We start from the raw sequence: 15,506 nt of genomic DNA on the forward strand, positions 1-15,506 counted from the left end.
GGCCCTAGTAGCCTTCCTTCACCACGTTCCAAAGCGGACGGCCCTCGAGGAACCGCCGGATCTGGGCCCGGACCAGTGCCAGCGCCCGGGGCAGGAAGCGGGACGTCGCCCCGGCCACGTGAGGCGTGAGCAAAAGCCCCGGCGCGCGCCAAAGGGGGTGGTCCGCCGGCAGCGGTTCCGGGTCGGTGACGTCGAGGGCAGCGCGAATGTGCCCCCGCTGGAGCGCCGTCGCCAGCGCTTCGGTGTCCACGAGCGCCCCCCGGCCGGCGTTGATCAGCCAGGCCCCCGGGCGCATTCGCGAGAGGAAGCGTTCATCCACGAGCCCCCTGGTCTCGGGGGTGAGCGGAAGGAGCAACACCACCACGTCGGCCTCGGGCAACAACTCCAAAAGCGACCCAACGCCGAAAACGCCTGCCCTGGCCCGCCGGGCAAGGCGCACGACGCGCACTCCGAACGGGCGCAGCCTGGCCTCCAGCGCCCGCCCGATCGAGCCGTAGCCAACGATCAGAACCGTCTTCGCGGCGAGTTCGTCGAGCGCCACCTCGCCCCAGCGGATCCAGCGCGCCTCCTGCTGGGCTTTGGCAAAACGCGGGGCCTCCTTGGCCAGGGCGAGCATGGCTGAGATCACCCATTCGGCGACCGAAACGTCGTGCACGCCGCGGGCATCGGCCAGGACCACGCCGGGGGGAATCAGGTCCACGATCCAGTCCACCCCTGCCGAGAGGGTTTGCACCACCTTGAGGCGCGGCAGCGCCGGGAGCACCTCGGCCAGGCGCTGACGGAGACCGTAGTTGGGGACCAGGAACACCACTTCATCCCCGCCCGGAGGCAGGGGCCCGCGCCGCGGCAGGTAATCCCAGGCAACGCCTTCGGGAAGATCGGCAAGGAGCTCCGCCGGAATCGTCTCAGGCACCCAGACCTTCACGCCACACCTCTTTCGTCATCACCATCAACGCATCCTCCTCCCCGCCCGAGGCCGGGACGAACCCCACCAAGCGGAAGCCGGCCTTCTCAAAGGCCCGCCGGGCCCGGGTGTTCCACTTGAAGGTGCGCAGCTCGACCTTTTCCAGCCCCAGCTCCTGAAAGGCGTACCGCACCGCCTGTCGGACCGCCTCGCTCCCGTAGCCCATCCCCCAGCGCCGCTTGTCGGTCAGGATGACGCCGAGGGTGGCGCGGCTGGCTTCGATCTCGTAGAGCTCGACCGCGCCCAACCACTTCCCCTCTTCATCCAGTATGGCGAACGCCACCCGGTCGCCCCGCGAGAGCTCGGCCATCACCACCCGCCGAAAGAGCCAAAATGGCATCTTCAAGGGACGGTGTCCGTTGTAATGCGCGATCTCCGGGTCCTTGAAGGCCTGGTAGAAGGCGCGCCACTCCTCGTCGCTCAGACCCTGGCGAAAATCCTTGAGTCGGACCACCGGCATCGTTCCTAGCATACGGTCACCCGCCAAAGGGCGAAAAAGGCCCGCCGAAGTTCGGCGGGCCGGCTCGATCGAGAGCGAACTCAGGGGTAGAGCCCGCGAAGCGCCCGGGCCTCGAGCACCCGGGTGGCCGCCACCACGTAGGCGCCGGTACGCAGGGTCACTTTCCGCTCGGCGGCCTTTTGCCAGGCGGCCTCGAAGGCCTCGGTAATGACCCGGCGCAGGTTGTCGTTGACCTCCTCCTCGGTCCAGAAGTAGGAGTTGAAGTCCTGCACCCACTCGAAGTAGGAGACGATCACGCCCCCGGCGTTGGCGATCACGTCGGGGACCACCAAAATGCCCCGCTCGGACAGGATGTCGTCGGCGGCGGGGGTGGTGGGGCCGTTCGCCGCCTCGACCACCATCTTGGCCTTGATCTTCCAGGCGTTTTGCTCGGTGATGACGCCCTCGAGGGCGGCGGGGATGGCGATATCGGCCGGGAGCGAGAAAAACTCCTGGGCCGGCACCGGCTCAGCCTTCGGGTAGCCCCGCACACCGCCGGCCTCGGCCACGTAGGCCGTCAAATCGTAAGGGTCGATCCCCTTCTCGTTGTAGATGGCGCCGGTCACGTCGGCGATCCCCACCACCAGCGAACCGTGCTCGTGGAAGGCGCGCGCCGCCGCGTTCCCCACGTTACCGAAGCCCTGAATGATGACCCGGCTGCCCTCGAGATCGAGCCCGATCTTCTTCGCCGCCGCCGCGGTCACGAAGAACACGCCGTTGCCGGTCGCGTCCCGGCGGCCGAGCGAACCGCCGAGCGGAATCGGCTTGCCGGTCACCACGCCGGGCACCGTCGAACCCACGTTCATGGAAAAGGTGTCCATCATCCAGGCCATGACCTGCTGGTTGGTGCCGACGTCGGGGGCGGGCACGTCCCGCTGCGGCCCGATCAAAACCCCAATCTCAGAGGTGTAGCGGCGGGTCAGGCGCTCGAGCTCGGCGACGGAGAGCTTGGCGGGATCGACGCGGATCCCGCCCTTTCCGCCCCCATAAGGCAAGCCCACGGCCGCGTTCTTGATCGTCATCCAGGCCGCAAGCGCCATCACCTCGGAAAGGGTGACCGCCGGGTGGTAGCGAATCCCGCCCTTGGCCGGACCGCGTGAAGTGTTGTGGTGCACGCGGTATCCCTCGAAGTGGGCCACCGTTCCATCGTCCAACCGAATCGGGACGTCCACGATGAGGATGCGTTTGGGGCGCTTTAAGGTCTCGACCCAGTAGGCAAGCTTGCCGAGGTGCGGCGTCACTCGCTCCACCTGCTCGAGATACGTCTTCCAGGGCCCCTGATTCTCCTTCGGAAGGTAGGACAGTGACTCGTGCTTCATGGATACACTCCCCTCATCCGGGTGGCCTCGTCAATGCGGGCGATGGCCAGCCCATGGGCCGCGCTGCGCAGGTCGACACCGTCCGCCTCCGCCTTCGCCCATACCACATCGAGCGCCCGTTCCATCGCGGACTTGAGCTGGCTCTTGACCCGCGACTCGTCCCAGAAATAGTTGTTCAGGTCTTGAACCCACTCGAAATACCCAACCACCAAACCGCCGGCCGCGGCGAGCGTGTGCGGCACCACCTTGATCCCCCGCTCATCCAAAATGCGATCAGCCTCGGCGGTCACCGGCACATTGGCGCCTTCCACCACCACCTTGGCCCGGACCGCTTCGGCGTTGGCCTCGGTAATCACGTGCTGGTACGCCGCCAGGACCAGATAGTCCACCGGAAGGGTCAAAAGCGCCTCGTTATCGATCGGCTCGGCGGGAAAACCGTCGAACGTTCCCTCCTTTTGGAAGTGGGCCTCGAGGGCCCGGAGATCGAGCCCCTCGGGGTCGTAAAGCCCACCGACGTCCATCGAGACCGCGACCACCTTGGCCCCGCGCTGAGCAAGCACCCGGGCCACCGCCCGGCCGACCTGGCCGTAGCCTTGGACGGCGACCGTGGCCCCCGAAAGCGAGAGGCCGAAACGGCTGGCGAATCGCACGGTCACGTGGACCAAACCCACGGCCACCGCGTCATCGCGGCCCCGCGTTCCTCCGAGGCGCTCAGGTTTGCCCACCACCACCGCGGGCTCGATAAACCCTCTCGCCTGAGAGTAGGTGTCCATGTACCAGGCCATCACCTGATCGCTGGTCCCGAGATCCGGGGCCAGCACGTCCATCTCCGGCCCGACCAGCGTGACCAGCTCCGCCATGTAGCGTCGGCTGATGCGCTCGAGTTCGGCCCTCGAGACCTGGGATGGATCCACCGCGACCCCACCGGCGGCACCGCCAAAGGGCAGCCCCAAGACCGCGGCCTTCAAGGTTCCCCACGCCGCCAGGCCCACGGCATCGCCAACGCTTAAGGCGGGGTCGTAACGAACCCCGCCGATGGACGGCCCCAGTGCGATGTTGTGCACGGCGCGGACACCGTGGAATGTTCGTATCTGCCCATCGTCCATGCGGACCGGGAGGGCGACCCTGACTACCCTCCGGGGGTGCGTGAGATATTCGTAGGTCGTGGGGTGCAGTCGGTTGCACTTGAGAGCAGCGCCCAGGTAATCAAGAAAATCACCCCAAAGCCCCTCCCCGTCCGGCGGCTTCCAAGCTTGGTTTGCCATTCGATCCCCCCGTTCTCATCCACCCGGGGATTATAGCGCTTTCACGGAGCCCAAACCCCTGATTCCCGACTAGGCAAGTCGCTCGATCTCGGCCTCGGCCAAAGCCGCCAGCGCCGACCGGGCGGGCGAGTCGGGGAGGATGGAAAGCGCCGACTTGGCCCTGCGGACCTCTTCGCGGATGGCCTCGACCACTTCTTCGGCCACCCCGGTCGAAACGGCGAGCTCGCGCAAGCGCTCGATGTCGCCGTCGCCCTGACCACGGCGGAGGAAAATCGGCCGCACCGTATCCGGCTGCCGCTTGAGCAGCAAGATGGTGATGAGCGTGAGTTTGCCCTCACGAACGTCTCCGCCCACGGGCTTACCGAGCCGTTGTGGGTCGCCCATGAGGTCGAGGTAATCGTCGCGCATCTGGAACGCCCGGCCGTAGGCCTCGCCGAATTCGGCAAGCCCCCGGCGTCGGGGGTGAGCCTCGTCGAGACCCGCCAACAGGGCCGCGCCTTCGGTCGCCGCCCGCATCAGTGCCGCCGTCTTGCCTTCGATGATCGTCCGGTAGTTCTCAAGCGAGTGATCTTCGTAGGCCGCGACCTGGAACTGCAGCACCTCGGCCTCAGCCAGCCGCCGCGCCACCTCGGCAAACATGGAAACGAGCGAAACCTGTCCGGTTTCGGCCAGCAGGAAAAGCAGCCTCGAAAGCAGGAAATCGCCGGCCAAAACGCTGACCGCATTGCCGTATTTCCGGAAGGCTGCCTCCTTGCCCCGGCGGGTCTCGGCATCATCGACCAGGTCGTCGTGCAAGAGGGTCGCCGAGTGCAAAAGCTCCACCGCCATCGCCAGGTTCATTTCGTAGGGCACGCCCTCCTCGCGCAAAGCGCGGCTGGCGAGGAGCGCCAACCTGGGCCGAACGCGCTTTCCCCCGGCGTAAACCAGGTCATCCTCGATCAGCTGGATGAACTCCACCTGCGAGTGGAGGACCGATCGCAACCTGCGCTCGAACTCCTCGAGCGAATCCTTCGCCAACACCGTCCCGGCGTCCACGTCCACGGTGTCAGTATAGGGGCTTGGCGCACATGCGTGGCTTCGGACCCCCAACCCGCCTCAATACACCTGCAAAGGAAGCGGAAGTGTGATGGTCATGAAAGCGCCGTTGTCGCCGACGACGTCGTAGGCCACCACGGTGTACGTCCCCTCGGGAGGTGGAAGGTCAAATACGAAGCTGTAGCTGGTCGTGAACGGACCGCACGGGGACGACGCGGTCACCGGGCAGGCATCGACACGGATCCCCGCTGAAAGGGTCTTCCCGCCTTGCAATCTGAACTTATTGATCGAACCTCCCGGAGACCCCTGGAGCGTATAGGCGTTGATGGAGAAGGTGAGGATGTATTTCCCGGTGTTCGGGTCGAGGGTCACGCCTCCCCCCTCAACGCCCAGCTCGAGGGTTGGAACGCCGATGGGGTTGTTGAAGCTGAAGTTCGAACACGCCGCGAGCACCAAAGGCGCGCCGGCCAAAATGAAAAGGAGCCATCGCCTCATTCTGTCCACCTCTCATTCATGTGACGGGAAACGAAGAAACTGAGCCGGGAAAGCCCGGCCAGAAAGTCGACGTTCTCAACCGGCACATCCTTGGGGGCCTCGAGGACCACCGGGGCAAAGTTCAAAATGCCCTTGACACCGGCCTGCACCAGCCGATCCGCCACCTCCTGCGCCGCTTCAGCCGGCACGGTGATCATTCCGATCTCGATGCCCCGCTCCCGGACCACCTGCGGCATCTTCGCAAAAGGCTCGATGGTTCCCTTGGTCAGGGGCTGACCGATCTTCCCAGGATCAACATCGAAAAAGCCCACCGGCTCAAAGTTCTCATCGAGTCCCGGGTAGTCCGCAAGGGCTTGGCCGAGCCGCCCCATACCGACAATCGCCAGCCGCCACTTGCGCGACAGCCCCAGGAGCCGGCGTAGCTCGCGCTTGAGCAGGGGCACGGAGTACCCCACCCCCCGCGTGCCGTAACTCCCGAAATACGCCAGGTCCTTCCGCACCTGAAACGCAGTCACCTGGGCCTCCTCGGCGAGCTGTTCGCTCGAGGTCTTCAGCACGCCACGCCGCTCGAGGTCCTCGAGCACGCGCAGGTAGGTGACCAGTCGTGACACCGTCGCGCTAGGAACCTTGGTCTTCGCCACCTTTGACCTCCATGGGGGTCAGGTCGAGTGCCTGGAGTTCCGTCTTCACCTCACGAACCTGCTCGGGGGCCAGCGGCCCGACCCAAACCCGGGCCCAGGCGTCCCGGTAGTAGACCACCACGTCAAAACCCTTATCCTTCAGGGACTTGGCCAGATCGCGCGCGCCCTCGAGCTTCCGGAACGCCCCCACCTGGAGGTAGATCCCCTTGGGAAGGGGCGTATCCCCCCGATAGATCTGGGGCTGGTAGCTCGAAAACGCCTTGGCCACGCTCTCCGCCTCGGCCCGGCTCGAGTAGGGCCCCACCACGACCCGACTGATCCGCCCGATGACCTCGATGCGAACCGGGTAGCCCTGGGCCCGGGCCTTGGCCGCCAAATCCACAGCGAATTCGGGCTTGGCAAAGGCACCGATCGAGACCCGGTAAAGGGCCTTTGGCGCGCTTTCCACCGCCGGCTTTTCGGGCGCCGCTGGCTGAGTGGGTTTTGCGGCCGCCGGCACCTGCACCTTGGTGGGCTGGGCCGGCTCGGCGCTCGGGGTTTCCACCGCCGGGGGCAAGGGCAGCACCGACACCCCCGGCTTTTCCGCCTCGGCCGGCTGGGCCGTCCCTGGAGGACCCTGGGTCTCGGGCGGTGTCTCACCGGCCGGCGGCACGGGCGCCTCGACGGGGGCTTGCACCTCGCTCTGGGGCGTCCCCGACACCACCGCGGGCTGGCGGGCAAAGGGGTTGATCCCGGTCAAGAACAGCACGATGGCCACGACCACCGCGGCCAAAACGACGAGGAGAAGCAGATCGAACCAGTTTTCACGGAGCCATCCCATGGTCACCTCACCAGCGCCCTCGCGGGCTCATAGCCAAGCTCCAAGGCTTTTTTCCATGCCCGTCGCGCCTCGGCCTGGCGACCGAGCGCTTTGAGGGCCCACCCCAGGTTGTACCAAGCCTCGGCGTTCTTGGGATCCTGCGAGACCACCGCCTGGAAAATCTGTTCGGCCTCGGCGAAGCGCCGGGCGGCGAGATAGGCGGCGCCGAGGTTCAACCGCGTGGACGGGTCGGGAGAAAGGCGGTAGGCGTTCTCGAGGGCCGTCACCGCCTGGCCATAGTCTTCGAGCGCGTAGCGGGCAAGGCCCAGCCACAACCAGGCCCGGGCATCCTTGGGGCGCGCCTTGACCACGCGGCCAAGGGCGTCGACGGCCTCGCTATAGCGCCCGGTGAAGTAGGCGCTCTTGCCGAGCAGGAAAAGGGCCTCCTCTCCGACATCCCCCCCCGCGAGCTGAACCGCCTGGCGGGCCATTTCATAGGCCTTATCGTGCCGTCCGAGCGCGTCGTAGCTCGCGGCCAAACCGAGCAGAACCCGCGACGCCTCGGGATTCAAAGCGTAGGCCTTTTGGAAGGCCGCGAGGGCGTTGCCATAGGCGCCGAGGCCAAAGCGCACCCGGCCCAGGTCGTAAAAGACCGACCAGCGCATGGGGTCGAGCCGAGCGCTTTCCTCAAGCAGCTTCAAGACCGCCTCCGCCGGTGACCCGCTGGCCTCGAGGACCAAGGCCTTTTTGTGGAGCAAACGCGCCTTTACCCGAGCGTCCTTGGCCGCGGCCAACGAGCGGTCGAGCTCTCGAATCGCCCGGTCGGGGAGGCCCTGCGAGAGGTAGACATCGGCCAAAAGCCCGGTCGCAGTAGGATCCTGGCGTTCCCTGGCCAAGACTTTGTACAGATAGGGGATGGCTTCATCCCCCTGACCGGACCGAACCAGCGCCCGGGCCAGGCGCAGGGCGACCTCGAGGTCCTCCGGCAGCAGCTTGGCGGCCTGGCGAAGAACCTCGGCCGCTTTTTTCTCGTTCCCCAGGGCTTCATAGGCGGCAGCGAGCCCCAAGTAGGCCGGTTTGAGATCCTCCGGGGCCAGCTTGAGCTTCAACCCCACGGCCAACGCCTGGGCGAAGGCCTTCGCCGCCTCCTGCCAGTCGCCCATCCGGGTGTGGACCACCGCCAGGTTGTACCAACCCTCGTAGCGTTCGGGAAAGAGTTTGGTCAGCTGGCGGAACTCAAAGAGCGCATCTCGGAGGTTGCCGAGGCGGTAGTCCGCAAGCCCCAGCCCGAAGTGGGCCTCGAAGTTCTCATAATCGAGGGCGACGACGTCTTCAAAGAGCTGGATCGCCAGGTCGTAGCGTCCGGCGTTGAGAGCGTCATAGGCCGACTGAATGCGTGCTGAAAGATCGGTGGGTTGCGTACCGGCGCTTTGCCCCCCCTGAGCCCAGGCGAGGACCCAAAGCGTCAGCAGCAACCCCACGAAGACCCTTTTCATAACTCCTCCTCCCGCACCCTTAAGGGCATTGTAAGCCACCCACGGTTCCTTGACAAAAAGGGCACGAGATCATAAACTTATCGTTGCGACGCGGGGTGGAGCAGCCTGGTAGCTCGCCGGGCTCATAACCCGGAGGTCGCGGGTTCAAATCCCGCCCCCGCAACCAAAGCCGCGCGGGCCGAAAGGCCCGCGCTCCTTCTTTTGCACCGATCCCAAAGAACGTCACGCGCCCCAAACGCCCAGAATGAGATAGACCGCCCAACCGGTGATCGCGACCAAAATCCAGTTCCAAAATGTCACCCGTGCCCATGGCTTATGGCGATCAAACCGGGACGTAAAGGCGAAATACAGGGTGACCAAAGCCAGGGGCAGGTTGAGTGCGGCGATGACACTATGGAAAAAGAGGAGCGCCAGGTAGGCTGAGCGGAAACCCTCGGGACCGGCGTAGCTCCGCCCCCCAAAGAGCGCGACGCGGGCGAGGTAAAACACCAAAAATAAAGCCGCGAGCAAGGCCGCGATGAGCATGCGGCGGTGGTGGATCTCCCTCTCGCCGCCCCGAATCGCACGGTAGCCAAGCACCAGCACCACGGCGCTAGCGCCGATGCTTACGACGCTGAGCAACGCGAGTATTTCTGGCAAGCGAACGCACCTCCCTAAGCGACAGCGCCCAGGCAAAGGCCTCGCTGTCCCTGGCCGTTCGGGCGTAACTGTAACCGGTCAACCACGCCCGCTCGGCCTCGCGAACCTTCCCCGCCTTGAGCGCCGCCTCGGCCAGGGCCAAAAAGAGCCAGGCGAATCCCGATTCGCGGGCCCGGCTCGGGGGTTCGCCCTCGAGCTGGGCAATCATCCGTGAGATCCGCGCGATCGCCCGGGGCGGCGGTTCCTCCCGCTGCGCCCGGACGAAATCCTTCACCGACGCATCCATGGCCTCCGAGTATAACCAGAGACAAATCCTCAAGCCAGCGTGCGCGTTTTGTAGCGCTCGTAGGCGCGAGCCAGCCGGCGGATGCCCTCTTCGATCTGGTCTTCGGCAACGCTGGCAAAGGTCAAACGCGCCGCGGGATAGGGCGTGTGAGCGAAGAAAGGTTCGCCGGGGACGAACGCAACGCCGGCCTCCAGGGCCAAATCCAGCAGTGCCCTGGTGTCGGTCCCTTCCGGAAAACGCAGCCAGAAAAACATGCCACCCTGGGGCACGTCGAAGGCGACCTCCGGATCCAAATGGGCCCTCAACGCCTCGGCCATACGGTCCCGCCGCCGCCGATAAAGCACCCGGACCCGCTCCGCCTGCGCCTCCATCAACCCCATATCGATGAGCTCGGCGAGGATTACCTGACCGAGGATGTTGCTGTGGAGATCGGTGGCCTGCTTGGCCTGGATGATTGCGGCCAGGATCCCTGGATCCGCCACCACATAGCCAAGACGCAACCCCGGGGCGATCAGCTTGGAAAAGGTCCCGGCGTAGATCACCCGGGCCTTGGCGTGGGTAAAGATCGGGGGCGGTGGCGGGGCGTCGAAGTAGATATGACCGTAGGGATCATCCTCCAGGACGACCACGCCCGCGCGTTCGGCCCATTGGGCCACCGCCCGGCGACGTGGCGCGTCCATCAGCGCGCCGGTGGGGTTTTGGAAGCTAGGCAAGATGTAGGCCAGCTTGGCCTTTTCCGGGAGCGCTTCCGGCTTTGCCCCTTGGGCGTCGGTCTCCACGGTGAGATACCGGGGGGCGTAGGGGTTGAGGGCCAGCAAACCGCCCATGTAAGTGGGCGACTCAACCACCACCGGGTCGCCCTCGTCGATGAAGACCCGACCGACCAGGTCAATGGCCTGCTGGCTGCCCGAGGTGATGAGGACCCAATCCGCCTCGACCCCCAGCCGGGCGGCGATCCACTCACGGAGCGGGCGAAACCCCTCCGTGGGGCTGTACTGCAGGGCTTTGGCCCCGTAGCGCTGGAGAACCTCAGCCGTGGCTCGCTGAATCTCCTCCATGGGGAAGAGCTCGGCGGCGGGAACCCCGCCGCCGAGGCTGAGCACCCCCGGCCGGGAAGCGAGCTTGAGCAGCTCGCGGATCAAGGAGCTCTGCATACGCTTTCTTCTCTCAGCAAAAGGATAGTCCATCCCGCCCTCCTTTAAAGGTCCAGCTCCGCGACCACCGGCACGTGGTCCGAGGCTTGGGTTTCGTAGAAAATATACGCTTTTTTGAGCCGGGGCAAGAGATCCTCGGAGAGGACCACATAATCCACCCGCCACCCGATGTTCTTCTCCCGCGCCCGAAAACGATAGCTCCACCAGGTATAAGCTCCTTGCAAGTCAGGGTGGAGGTGGCGAAAGGCATCCACCCAGCCCCGGCTCAAAAAGTCATCCATCCAAGCGCGCTCCTGGGGTGTAAAGCCAGCGTTTTTCACGTTGGCCTTGGGGCGGGCGAGGTCGATCTCCCGGTGCGCCACGTTGAGGTCGCCGACCAGGATGACCCCCTTCGACCGCCGGAGGCCCTCGAGGTAATCGGCGATGGCCTCGTCAAAGGCCAGCTTGAACTCGAGGCGGGCGAGTTCGCGGCCAGCGTTTGGGAAATAGGCGTTGACCAGGTAAAACTCGCCGTAATCGAGCGTCTGTACCCGCCCCTCGGCGTCGAAGTCCTCGCGGCCGAGTCCGGTCCAAGCGCGTTCGGGCTTACGGCGGGCGAGAACAGCGGTCCCTGCATAGCCTTTCCTCGAGGCCGCGTTCCAAAACCAGCGATAGCCAGAGAAATCCTCGGGCAGCGGCAGGGGCTCGCTGGCCTTGATCTCCTGAAGTCCGAGGGCGTCGGGGTCGAGCTGGCGCACCGCCTGCCAAAACCCCTTCCTTTCGGCCGCCCGTATGCCGTTGACGTTCCAACTCGCCACCCGGAACATGCCATCACTATACGGATGGCGCGCCGTCTGGCTCCGACGTGATAGCCTCAAGGGCGATGAGCGAGTCTGTCACCGTGGTCGATCACCCGCTGGTCCAGCACAAGCTCGCCCTGCTGCGGGACAAGCGCACGGGGAGCAAGGATTTCCGAGAACTCATGGCCGAGGTCAGCATGCTCATGGCCTACGAGGCCACCCGCGATCTCGAACTCCAGGAGGTCACCGTCGAAACCCCCGTCTCCCCGGCCCGGGTCCGGATCCTGGCGGGCAAGAAGCTCGCGCTGGTCGCGATCCTCCGGGCCGGGTTGGTCATGGTCGATGGCATTTTGCGCCTGATCCCGGCGGCCAAGGTGGGGCACATCGGCCTTTACCGCGATCCGAAGAGCCTGAACCCGGTGGAGTACTACGCCAAGCTCCCCGAAGACATCGGCTTCCGGAGAACCTTCCTCACCGACCCGATGCTGGCCACCGGCGGTTCGGCGGTCAAGGCCATCGAAATCCTCAAAGCGCACGGCGCGGGCCAGATCAAACTCATGAACATCATCGCCGCCCCTGAGGGCATCGAACGCGTGCAAAAGGCCCATCCCGACGTCGAGATCGTGGTGGGCGCCATCGACGAACGGCTGAACGAAAAGGGTTACATCGTCCCCGGTCTGGGTGACGCCGGCGACCGCATTTACGGAACCAAGTGACCGTGCCATGCCCCAGGCCCTGGCCGAGTTACTGCACGCAATCGGCATCGCCGACCCCCAGGGCTGGGGGTGGCGCAGCGTGGTCCTGACCTTTCTCATCGCGGCCACGGTGACCTGGCGCTTCACGCCGACCGTCCGCAGGTTTGCCCTCAAAGCCGGTTGGGCCGATGCCCCCGGCGGCCGGCGCCGCCATCAGGGACCGCTCCCCAACGCCGGGGGTCTTGCGGTGTATGCCGGGGTGGTGCTGGCCCTCATCGCCGCCTTTTTGCTCCGGCCCACCCTGCTCGACGACGTCCTGGTGAAGATCCTCAGCATCCTCCTGGGCGGTTCGCTCCTGGTCTTGGTCGGCTTCATCGATGACCAGTTCGAACTCACCCCGCGGTTCCGGCTCGTGGCCCAAACGGTCGCCGCCCTCGTTCTCTACGCCGCCGGGGTACGCATCGAGGCCGCGTTCAGCTACCCCATCGACCCCGTGCTCTCGCTTTTGCTGACCCTTTTTTGGGTGGTGGGCATCACCAACGCCATGAACCTGATCGACGGCGTGGATGGGCTCGCGGGCGGGGTCGCGTTCATCGCCGCGATGGGGCTTTTGGCCGCGAGCGCCCAGTTCGAGTCCCGGGCAGCGGCAACGCTGATCCTCGCCGGCCTGGCGGGGGCCGCGCTCGGCTTTTTGCGCCACAACCTCCCGCCCTCGAAGATCATCATGGGCGACGCCGGGGCCTATTTCTTCGGCTACACGCTCGCGGCAGCGAGCATCATGGGCAACGTCAAGATCACCACCGCCTTCGCCCTGGTGCCGGTCGCCCTCTTCCTCCTCGTCCCCATCGCCGACACCACCTGGGTCGTGATCCGCAGGGTGCGGCGGGGGCAAAACCCCCTCGCCACCCCCGGCCGCGACCACATTCACCACTGGCTCCTCGATCACGGCCTTTCGAATCTGGCGGTGGTCATCGTTCTTTGGAGTGTTACCCTGGCGGCCAGCCTGCTGGCCCTTTGGCTGCAAAAAATCCCGTCGGCGGCGATCGCGGCCACGCTACTCGCGAGCGTGCTGGCGCTCGGCTTCGTACTGTGGCGGCGGAAGTTGGGGGAAAAAAGGTGAATCGGGAGAAGAAACGCATCGTGCTGGCCTTCGGTACCCGACCCGAGGCGATCAAAATGGCCCCGGTCTACCTCGCCATGTGCCAACACCCCCATCTTTCACCAACGATTCTCCTCACCGGCCAGCACCGTGAGCAGCTCGACCAGGCCATGGCCTTTTTCGGGCTGCAGGCGGCGGATGACCTCGAGGTCATGACCGACCTCCCCGACCTCCCCCTTCTGGCGGGAAGGATCATCCCCGCAGCCGCCAAGGCCCTGCGACGCCTTGAGCCCGATTATTTGCTGGTCCACGGCGATACCTTGAGCACCTTTGCCCTGGCCTGGACAGCCTTTTTGGAAGGCCTCCCCTTCGGGCACGTGGAAGCCGGGCTTCGCAGCCACGACCTCGACCAGCCCTTCCCCGAGGAAGCCAACCGGCGGCTCACCGCGACCCTCAGCGACCTCGACCTGGCTCCAACCGAAGCGGCAAAGGCCAACCTGCTCAGGGAAGGAAAAACGCCGGAACGTATCGTGGTCACCGGGCAAACCGGAATCGACGCCATCCGCTTCGCCGCCGAGCATGGAACGCTTCCCCCTTCCCTGCCCCCGGGCCCATACGTGACGGTCACCCTCCACCGCCGCGAAAACTGGCCCCACCTCCGGGCGCTGGCCGAGGGGCTCGCGGCGCTGGCCGGGGAATTCTCCGGGCACACCTTCGTCTTCCCACTCCACAAAAATCCCCTGGTCCGGGAGGCGATCACGCCGGTGCTCGAAAAGATCGAGAACTTCGTTCTGACCGAACCACTGGGCTACGGCTCGATGGCGGCGCTCCTGGCCAGGAGCGACCTCATCATCACCGACTCCGGTGGCATCCAGGAGGAAGGCGCTGCCCTCGGGGTACCGGTGGTCGTGGTGCGCGAGGTCACCGAGCGCCCGGAAGGGCTGGCTCTCGGGTTCCTCCACCTGGCCGGCACCGACCCCGTCCGCGTCGCTCGCGTCTCGAGCGCACTGCTCAAAGACCCGGCTCTGAAAAACAAACTCGCAAAGACGCCGAACCCCTATGGCGACGGCCGGGCGGGACAGCGCATCGCGGAAGCCGTCGCCTGGCGGCTCGGCCTTGGAACGCGCCCCACGGACTGGCACTTCACACCGGGGTCACCCGTTTAGGCCAGGGCAAGAGCGCGTGCCCCAGCGCCGCCAGCAGCGCGACCAGACCCATCGCCAGGGTGGCGTAACGGCCAAAGGCATCAAAGGCAAGGCCGGTAAGGTACATCCCGGGCGGCCCCGACCCCATCAGAACCAGCGAGTAAAGCGCGACCACCCGCCCACGGAGCAGATCGGGAACCAGCGCCTGGACCGTCGAGTTGGCGCTGATCAACGTAACCACCATGGCGAAGCCGGAAAAGGCGAAGAGGATCGCGGCCCCAAGCGTCCCCACCGGCAAAGCCAGGAGAATCTGGGCGATGGCAAGGACGAAGGAGCCGAAAAGAATCCACCGGGGCCGAACCCGGGAGGAAATCACCGTGAGCAGGGCGCCGAAAAGGGCGCCCACCCCCATCGCACTCATCAGCAGGCCGTACCCCTCGGCGCCGAGGCCCAGGACCATGCGAGCATAGGCGGGGATGAGGGCTTGGAAGTTCATGGCGAAGGTCGCCACCAAAAACACCAGCAGGAGCGTCCAGCGCATCACCGGCGTCCGCTTAACGTAGGCGAGACCTTGGCGAAGCGCGAAGAGAAAGCTTTCCTTTTGCACCGTCGGCGGCTGCGAGGGGTAGCGTACCAAGAAGAGCAGCATGGGAAAGAACGAAAGGCCATTGATGAGAAACGCCACCGCGGTGCCCCACTTGGCGATGATCAAGCCCGCGACCGCGGGCGCCGCCAGGCGGGAGACGTTGAAGGAGAACGAGTTCAGGCCAATGGCGCCGGCAATTCGCGACTTTCCCGCCAGCTCGACGTTGAACGCCTGGCGCGTAGGAACCTCGAAGGCCCCCATGGTGCCGTACAAAAGAGCAAACACCACCAGGTGACCGAACCCGGCCGCGCCTTGGGCGATCAATACGCCCATCCAAAGGGCCAGGATCGCCATTCCCCCCTGGAAGACCAGAAGCAGCCGGGCCCGGGGCAGCCGGTCGGCCAGCGCGCCCGCAGGCATGGTAAAGAGCAGCGAGGGGGCGAACAGCAAGGCCAGTACGAGCCCCAACCGCTCGGCCTGGCCGGTGAGCTCCAGGACCACCCAGCCGAGCGCCGTAGCCTGCATCCAGGTGCCAAGCTGGCTCAGGAAGAGGAAAATCCAGTAACGGCGGTACGCCGGGTCTTTGAGCAGCTCCCAAGCCACGACCCCG

17 protein-coding genes and 1 tRNA gene are annotated in these 15,506 nt (G+C 65.7%); 4 read left to right on the forward strand and 14 right to left on the reverse strand.

The window, feature by feature from the left end; all coding sequences use genetic code 11:
- Nucleotides 1-4: 4 nt before the first annotated feature.
- The 9 genes from ACZ5BT_RS02025 to ACZ5BT_RS02065 all read right to left on the reverse strand — a co-directional run bounded on the left by ACZ5BT_RS02025 (nucleotide 5) and on the right by ACZ5BT_RS02065 (nucleotide 8,513).
- Nucleotides 5-925 carry a 2-hydroxyacid dehydrogenase gene (locus ACZ5BT_RS02025; RefSeq protein ID WP_464884965.1) on the reverse strand — a complete coding sequence of 307 codons (921 nt, stop codon included), beginning with the start codon at nucleotides 923-925 and terminating at the stop codon, nucleotides 5-7.
- Nucleotides 906-1,424, reverse strand: a complete 519-nt coding sequence (locus ACZ5BT_RS02030) for a GNAT family N-acetyltransferase (protein WP_464884966.1) — start codon at nucleotides 1,422-1,424, stop codon at nucleotides 906-908. Before ACZ5BT_RS02030 ends, ACZ5BT_RS02025 begins: the two co-directional genes overlap by 20 nt.
- A gap of 80 nt (nucleotides 1,425-1,504) precedes the next feature.
- Nucleotides 1,505-2,782 carry a Glu/Leu/Phe/Val family dehydrogenase gene (locus ACZ5BT_RS02035; RefSeq protein ID WP_464884967.1) on the reverse strand — a complete coding sequence of 426 codons (1,278 nt, stop codon included), beginning with the start codon at nucleotides 2,780-2,782 and terminating at the stop codon, nucleotides 1,505-1,507.
- Complete coding sequence (locus ACZ5BT_RS02040; protein ID WP_464884968.1) at nucleotides 2,779-4,047, reverse strand: Glu/Leu/Phe/Val family dehydrogenase; 1,269 nt, start codon at nucleotides 4,045-4,047, stop codon at nucleotides 2,779-2,781. Before ACZ5BT_RS02040 ends, ACZ5BT_RS02035 begins: the two co-directional genes overlap by 4 nt.
- A gap of 69 nt (nucleotides 4,048-4,116) precedes the next feature.
- Entirely contained in the window at nucleotides 4,117-5,088 is a 972-nt protein-coding gene (locus tag ACZ5BT_RS02045; protein WP_464884969.1) for a polyprenyl synthetase family protein, read from the reverse strand.
- 54 nt (nucleotides 5,089-5,142) lie between these two features.
- The gene (locus ACZ5BT_RS02050; protein WP_464884970.1) at nucleotides 5,143-5,577 is read right to left on the reverse strand and encodes a hypothetical protein; all 435 of its coding nucleotides are present in this window, start codon (nucleotides 5,575-5,577) and stop codon (nucleotides 5,143-5,145) included.
- A complete protein-coding gene (locus tag ACZ5BT_RS02055; protein WP_464884971.1) occupies nucleotides 5,574-6,218 on the reverse strand; it encodes a redox-sensing transcriptional repressor Rex in 645 nt (214 codons plus the stop codon). The genes ACZ5BT_RS02050 and ACZ5BT_RS02055 overlap by 4 nt, the downstream gene beginning before the upstream one ends.
- Complete coding sequence (locus ACZ5BT_RS02060) at nucleotides 6,196-7,038, reverse strand: SPOR domain-containing protein (RefSeq protein ID WP_464884972.1); 843 nt, start codon at nucleotides 7,036-7,038, stop codon at nucleotides 6,196-6,198. Before ACZ5BT_RS02060 ends, ACZ5BT_RS02055 begins: the two co-directional genes overlap by 23 nt.
- A gap of 2 nt (nucleotides 7,039-7,040) precedes the next feature.
- On the reverse strand, nucleotides 7,041-8,513 hold the full coding sequence (locus ACZ5BT_RS02065; protein WP_464884973.1) for a tetratricopeptide repeat protein: 1,473 nt from the start codon (nucleotides 8,511-8,513) through the stop codon (nucleotides 7,041-7,043).
- 89 nt (nucleotides 8,514-8,602) lie between these two features.
- Here ACZ5BT_RS02065 and ACZ5BT_RS02070 point away from each other — a divergent pair.
- Nucleotides 8,603-8,679, forward strand: a tRNA-Met gene (locus ACZ5BT_RS02070).
- A 56-nt stretch (nucleotides 8,680-8,735) separates the two neighbouring features.
- On the opposite strand, the gene ACZ5BT_RS02075 is transcribed toward ACZ5BT_RS02070, so the two are convergent.
- Genes ACZ5BT_RS02075 through ACZ5BT_RS02090 form a run of 4 tightly spaced genes read right to left on the reverse strand, consistent with a single transcriptional unit; the run spans nucleotide 8,736 to nucleotide 11,398 of the window.
- A complete protein-coding gene (locus ACZ5BT_RS02075) occupies nucleotides 8,736-9,152 on the reverse strand; it encodes a DUF420 domain-containing protein (RefSeq protein WP_464884974.1) in 417 nt (138 codons plus the stop codon).
- The gene (locus tag ACZ5BT_RS02080; RefSeq protein WP_464884975.1) at nucleotides 9,106-9,438 is read right to left on the reverse strand and encodes a hypothetical protein; all 333 of its coding nucleotides are present in this window, start codon (nucleotides 9,436-9,438) and stop codon (nucleotides 9,106-9,108) included. The genes ACZ5BT_RS02075 and ACZ5BT_RS02080 overlap by 47 nt, the downstream gene beginning before the upstream one ends.
- Nucleotides 9,439-9,467: 29 nt before the next feature.
- The gene (locus tag ACZ5BT_RS02085) at nucleotides 9,468-10,592 is read right to left on the reverse strand and encodes an aminotransferase-like domain-containing protein (protein ID WP_464884976.1); all 1,125 of its coding nucleotides are present in this window, start codon (nucleotides 10,590-10,592) and stop codon (nucleotides 9,468-9,470) included.
- 44 nt (nucleotides 10,593-10,636) lie between these two features.
- Nucleotides 10,637-11,398 carry an exodeoxyribonuclease III gene (locus ACZ5BT_RS02090; RefSeq protein ID WP_464884977.1) on the reverse strand — a complete coding sequence of 254 codons (762 nt, stop codon included), beginning with the start codon at nucleotides 11,396-11,398 and terminating at the stop codon, nucleotides 10,637-10,639.
- A 56-nt stretch (nucleotides 11,399-11,454) separates the two neighbouring features.
- On the opposite strand from ACZ5BT_RS02090, the gene upp reads away from it, so the two are divergent.
- Genes upp through wecB form a run of 3 tightly spaced genes read left to right on the forward strand, consistent with a single transcriptional unit; the run spans nucleotide 11,455 to nucleotide 14,331 of the window.
- Nucleotides 11,455-12,087 (forward strand): uracil phosphoribosyltransferase, encoded by a 633-nt coding sequence (gene upp, locus ACZ5BT_RS02095; RefSeq protein ID WP_464884978.1) that lies wholly within the window; start codon nucleotides 11,455-11,457, stop codon nucleotides 12,085-12,087.
- Between the two features lie 7 nt (nucleotides 12,088-12,094).
- The gene (locus ACZ5BT_RS02100; RefSeq protein ID WP_464884979.1) at nucleotides 12,095-13,186 is read left to right on the forward strand and encodes an MraY family glycosyltransferase; all 1,092 of its coding nucleotides are present in this window, start codon (nucleotides 12,095-12,097) and stop codon (nucleotides 13,184-13,186) included.
- On the forward strand, nucleotides 13,183-14,331 hold the full coding sequence (gene wecB / locus ACZ5BT_RS02105) for a non-hydrolyzing UDP-N-acetylglucosamine 2-epimerase (protein WP_464884980.1): 1,149 nt from the start codon (nucleotides 13,183-13,185) through the stop codon (nucleotides 14,329-14,331). The genes ACZ5BT_RS02100 and wecB overlap by 4 nt, the downstream gene beginning before the upstream one ends.
- Here wecB and ACZ5BT_RS02110 read toward each other — a convergent pair.
- On the reverse strand, nucleotides 14,309-15,499 hold the full coding sequence (locus ACZ5BT_RS02110) for an MFS transporter (protein ID WP_464884981.1): 1,191 nt from the start codon (nucleotides 15,497-15,499) through the stop codon (nucleotides 14,309-14,311). The two genes, wecB and ACZ5BT_RS02110, sit on opposite strands and share 23 nt — an antisense overlap.
- Nucleotides 15,500-15,506 lie beyond the last annotated feature (7 nt).

Source organism: Vulcanithermus mediatlanticus, from assembly GCF_055385885.1.

Coding starts and splice junctions, on each gene's coding strand:
- ACZ5BT_RS02030 (WP_464884966.1), bottom strand. CDS start 1,424: ATGCCGGTGGTCCGACTCAAGGATTTTCGCCAGGGTCTGAGCGACGAG.
- ACZ5BT_RS02035 (WP_464884967.1), bottom strand. CDS start 2,782: ATGAAGCACGAGTCACTGTCCTACCTTCCGAAGGAGAATCAGGGGCCC.
- ACZ5BT_RS02040 (WP_464884968.1), bottom strand. CDS start 4,047: ATGGCAAACCAAGCTTGGAAGCCGCCGGACGGGGAGGGGCTTTGGGGT.
- ACZ5BT_RS02050 (WP_464884970.1), bottom strand. CDS start 5,577: ATGAGGCGATGGCTCCTTTTCATTTTGGCCGGCGCGCCTTTGGTGCTC.
- ACZ5BT_RS02060 (WP_464884972.1), bottom strand. CDS start 7,038: ATGGGATGGCTCCGTGAAAACTGGTTCGATCTGCTTCTCCTCGTCGTT.
- ACZ5BT_RS02065 (WP_464884973.1), bottom strand. CDS start 8,513: ATGAAAAGGGTCTTCGTGGGGTTGCTGCTGACGCTTTGGGTCCTCGCC.
- ACZ5BT_RS02080 (WP_464884975.1), bottom strand. CDS start 9,438: ATGGATGCGTCGGTGAAGGATTTCGTCCGGGCGCAGCGGGAGGAACCG.
- ACZ5BT_RS02085 (WP_464884976.1), bottom strand. CDS start 10,592: ATGCAGAGCTCCTTGATCCGCGAGCTGCTCAAGCTCGCTTCCCGGCCG.
- ACZ5BT_RS02090 (WP_464884977.1), bottom strand. CDS start 11,398: ATGTTCCGGGTGGCGAGTTGGAACGTCAACGGCATACGGGCGGCCGAA.
- upp (WP_464884978.1), top strand. CDS start 11,455: ATGAGCGAGTCTGTCACCGTGGTCGATCACCCGCTGGTCCAGCACAAG.
- ACZ5BT_RS02100 (WP_464884979.1), top strand. CDS start 12,095: ATGCCCCAGGCCCTGGCCGAGTTACTGCACGCAATCGGCATCGCCGAC.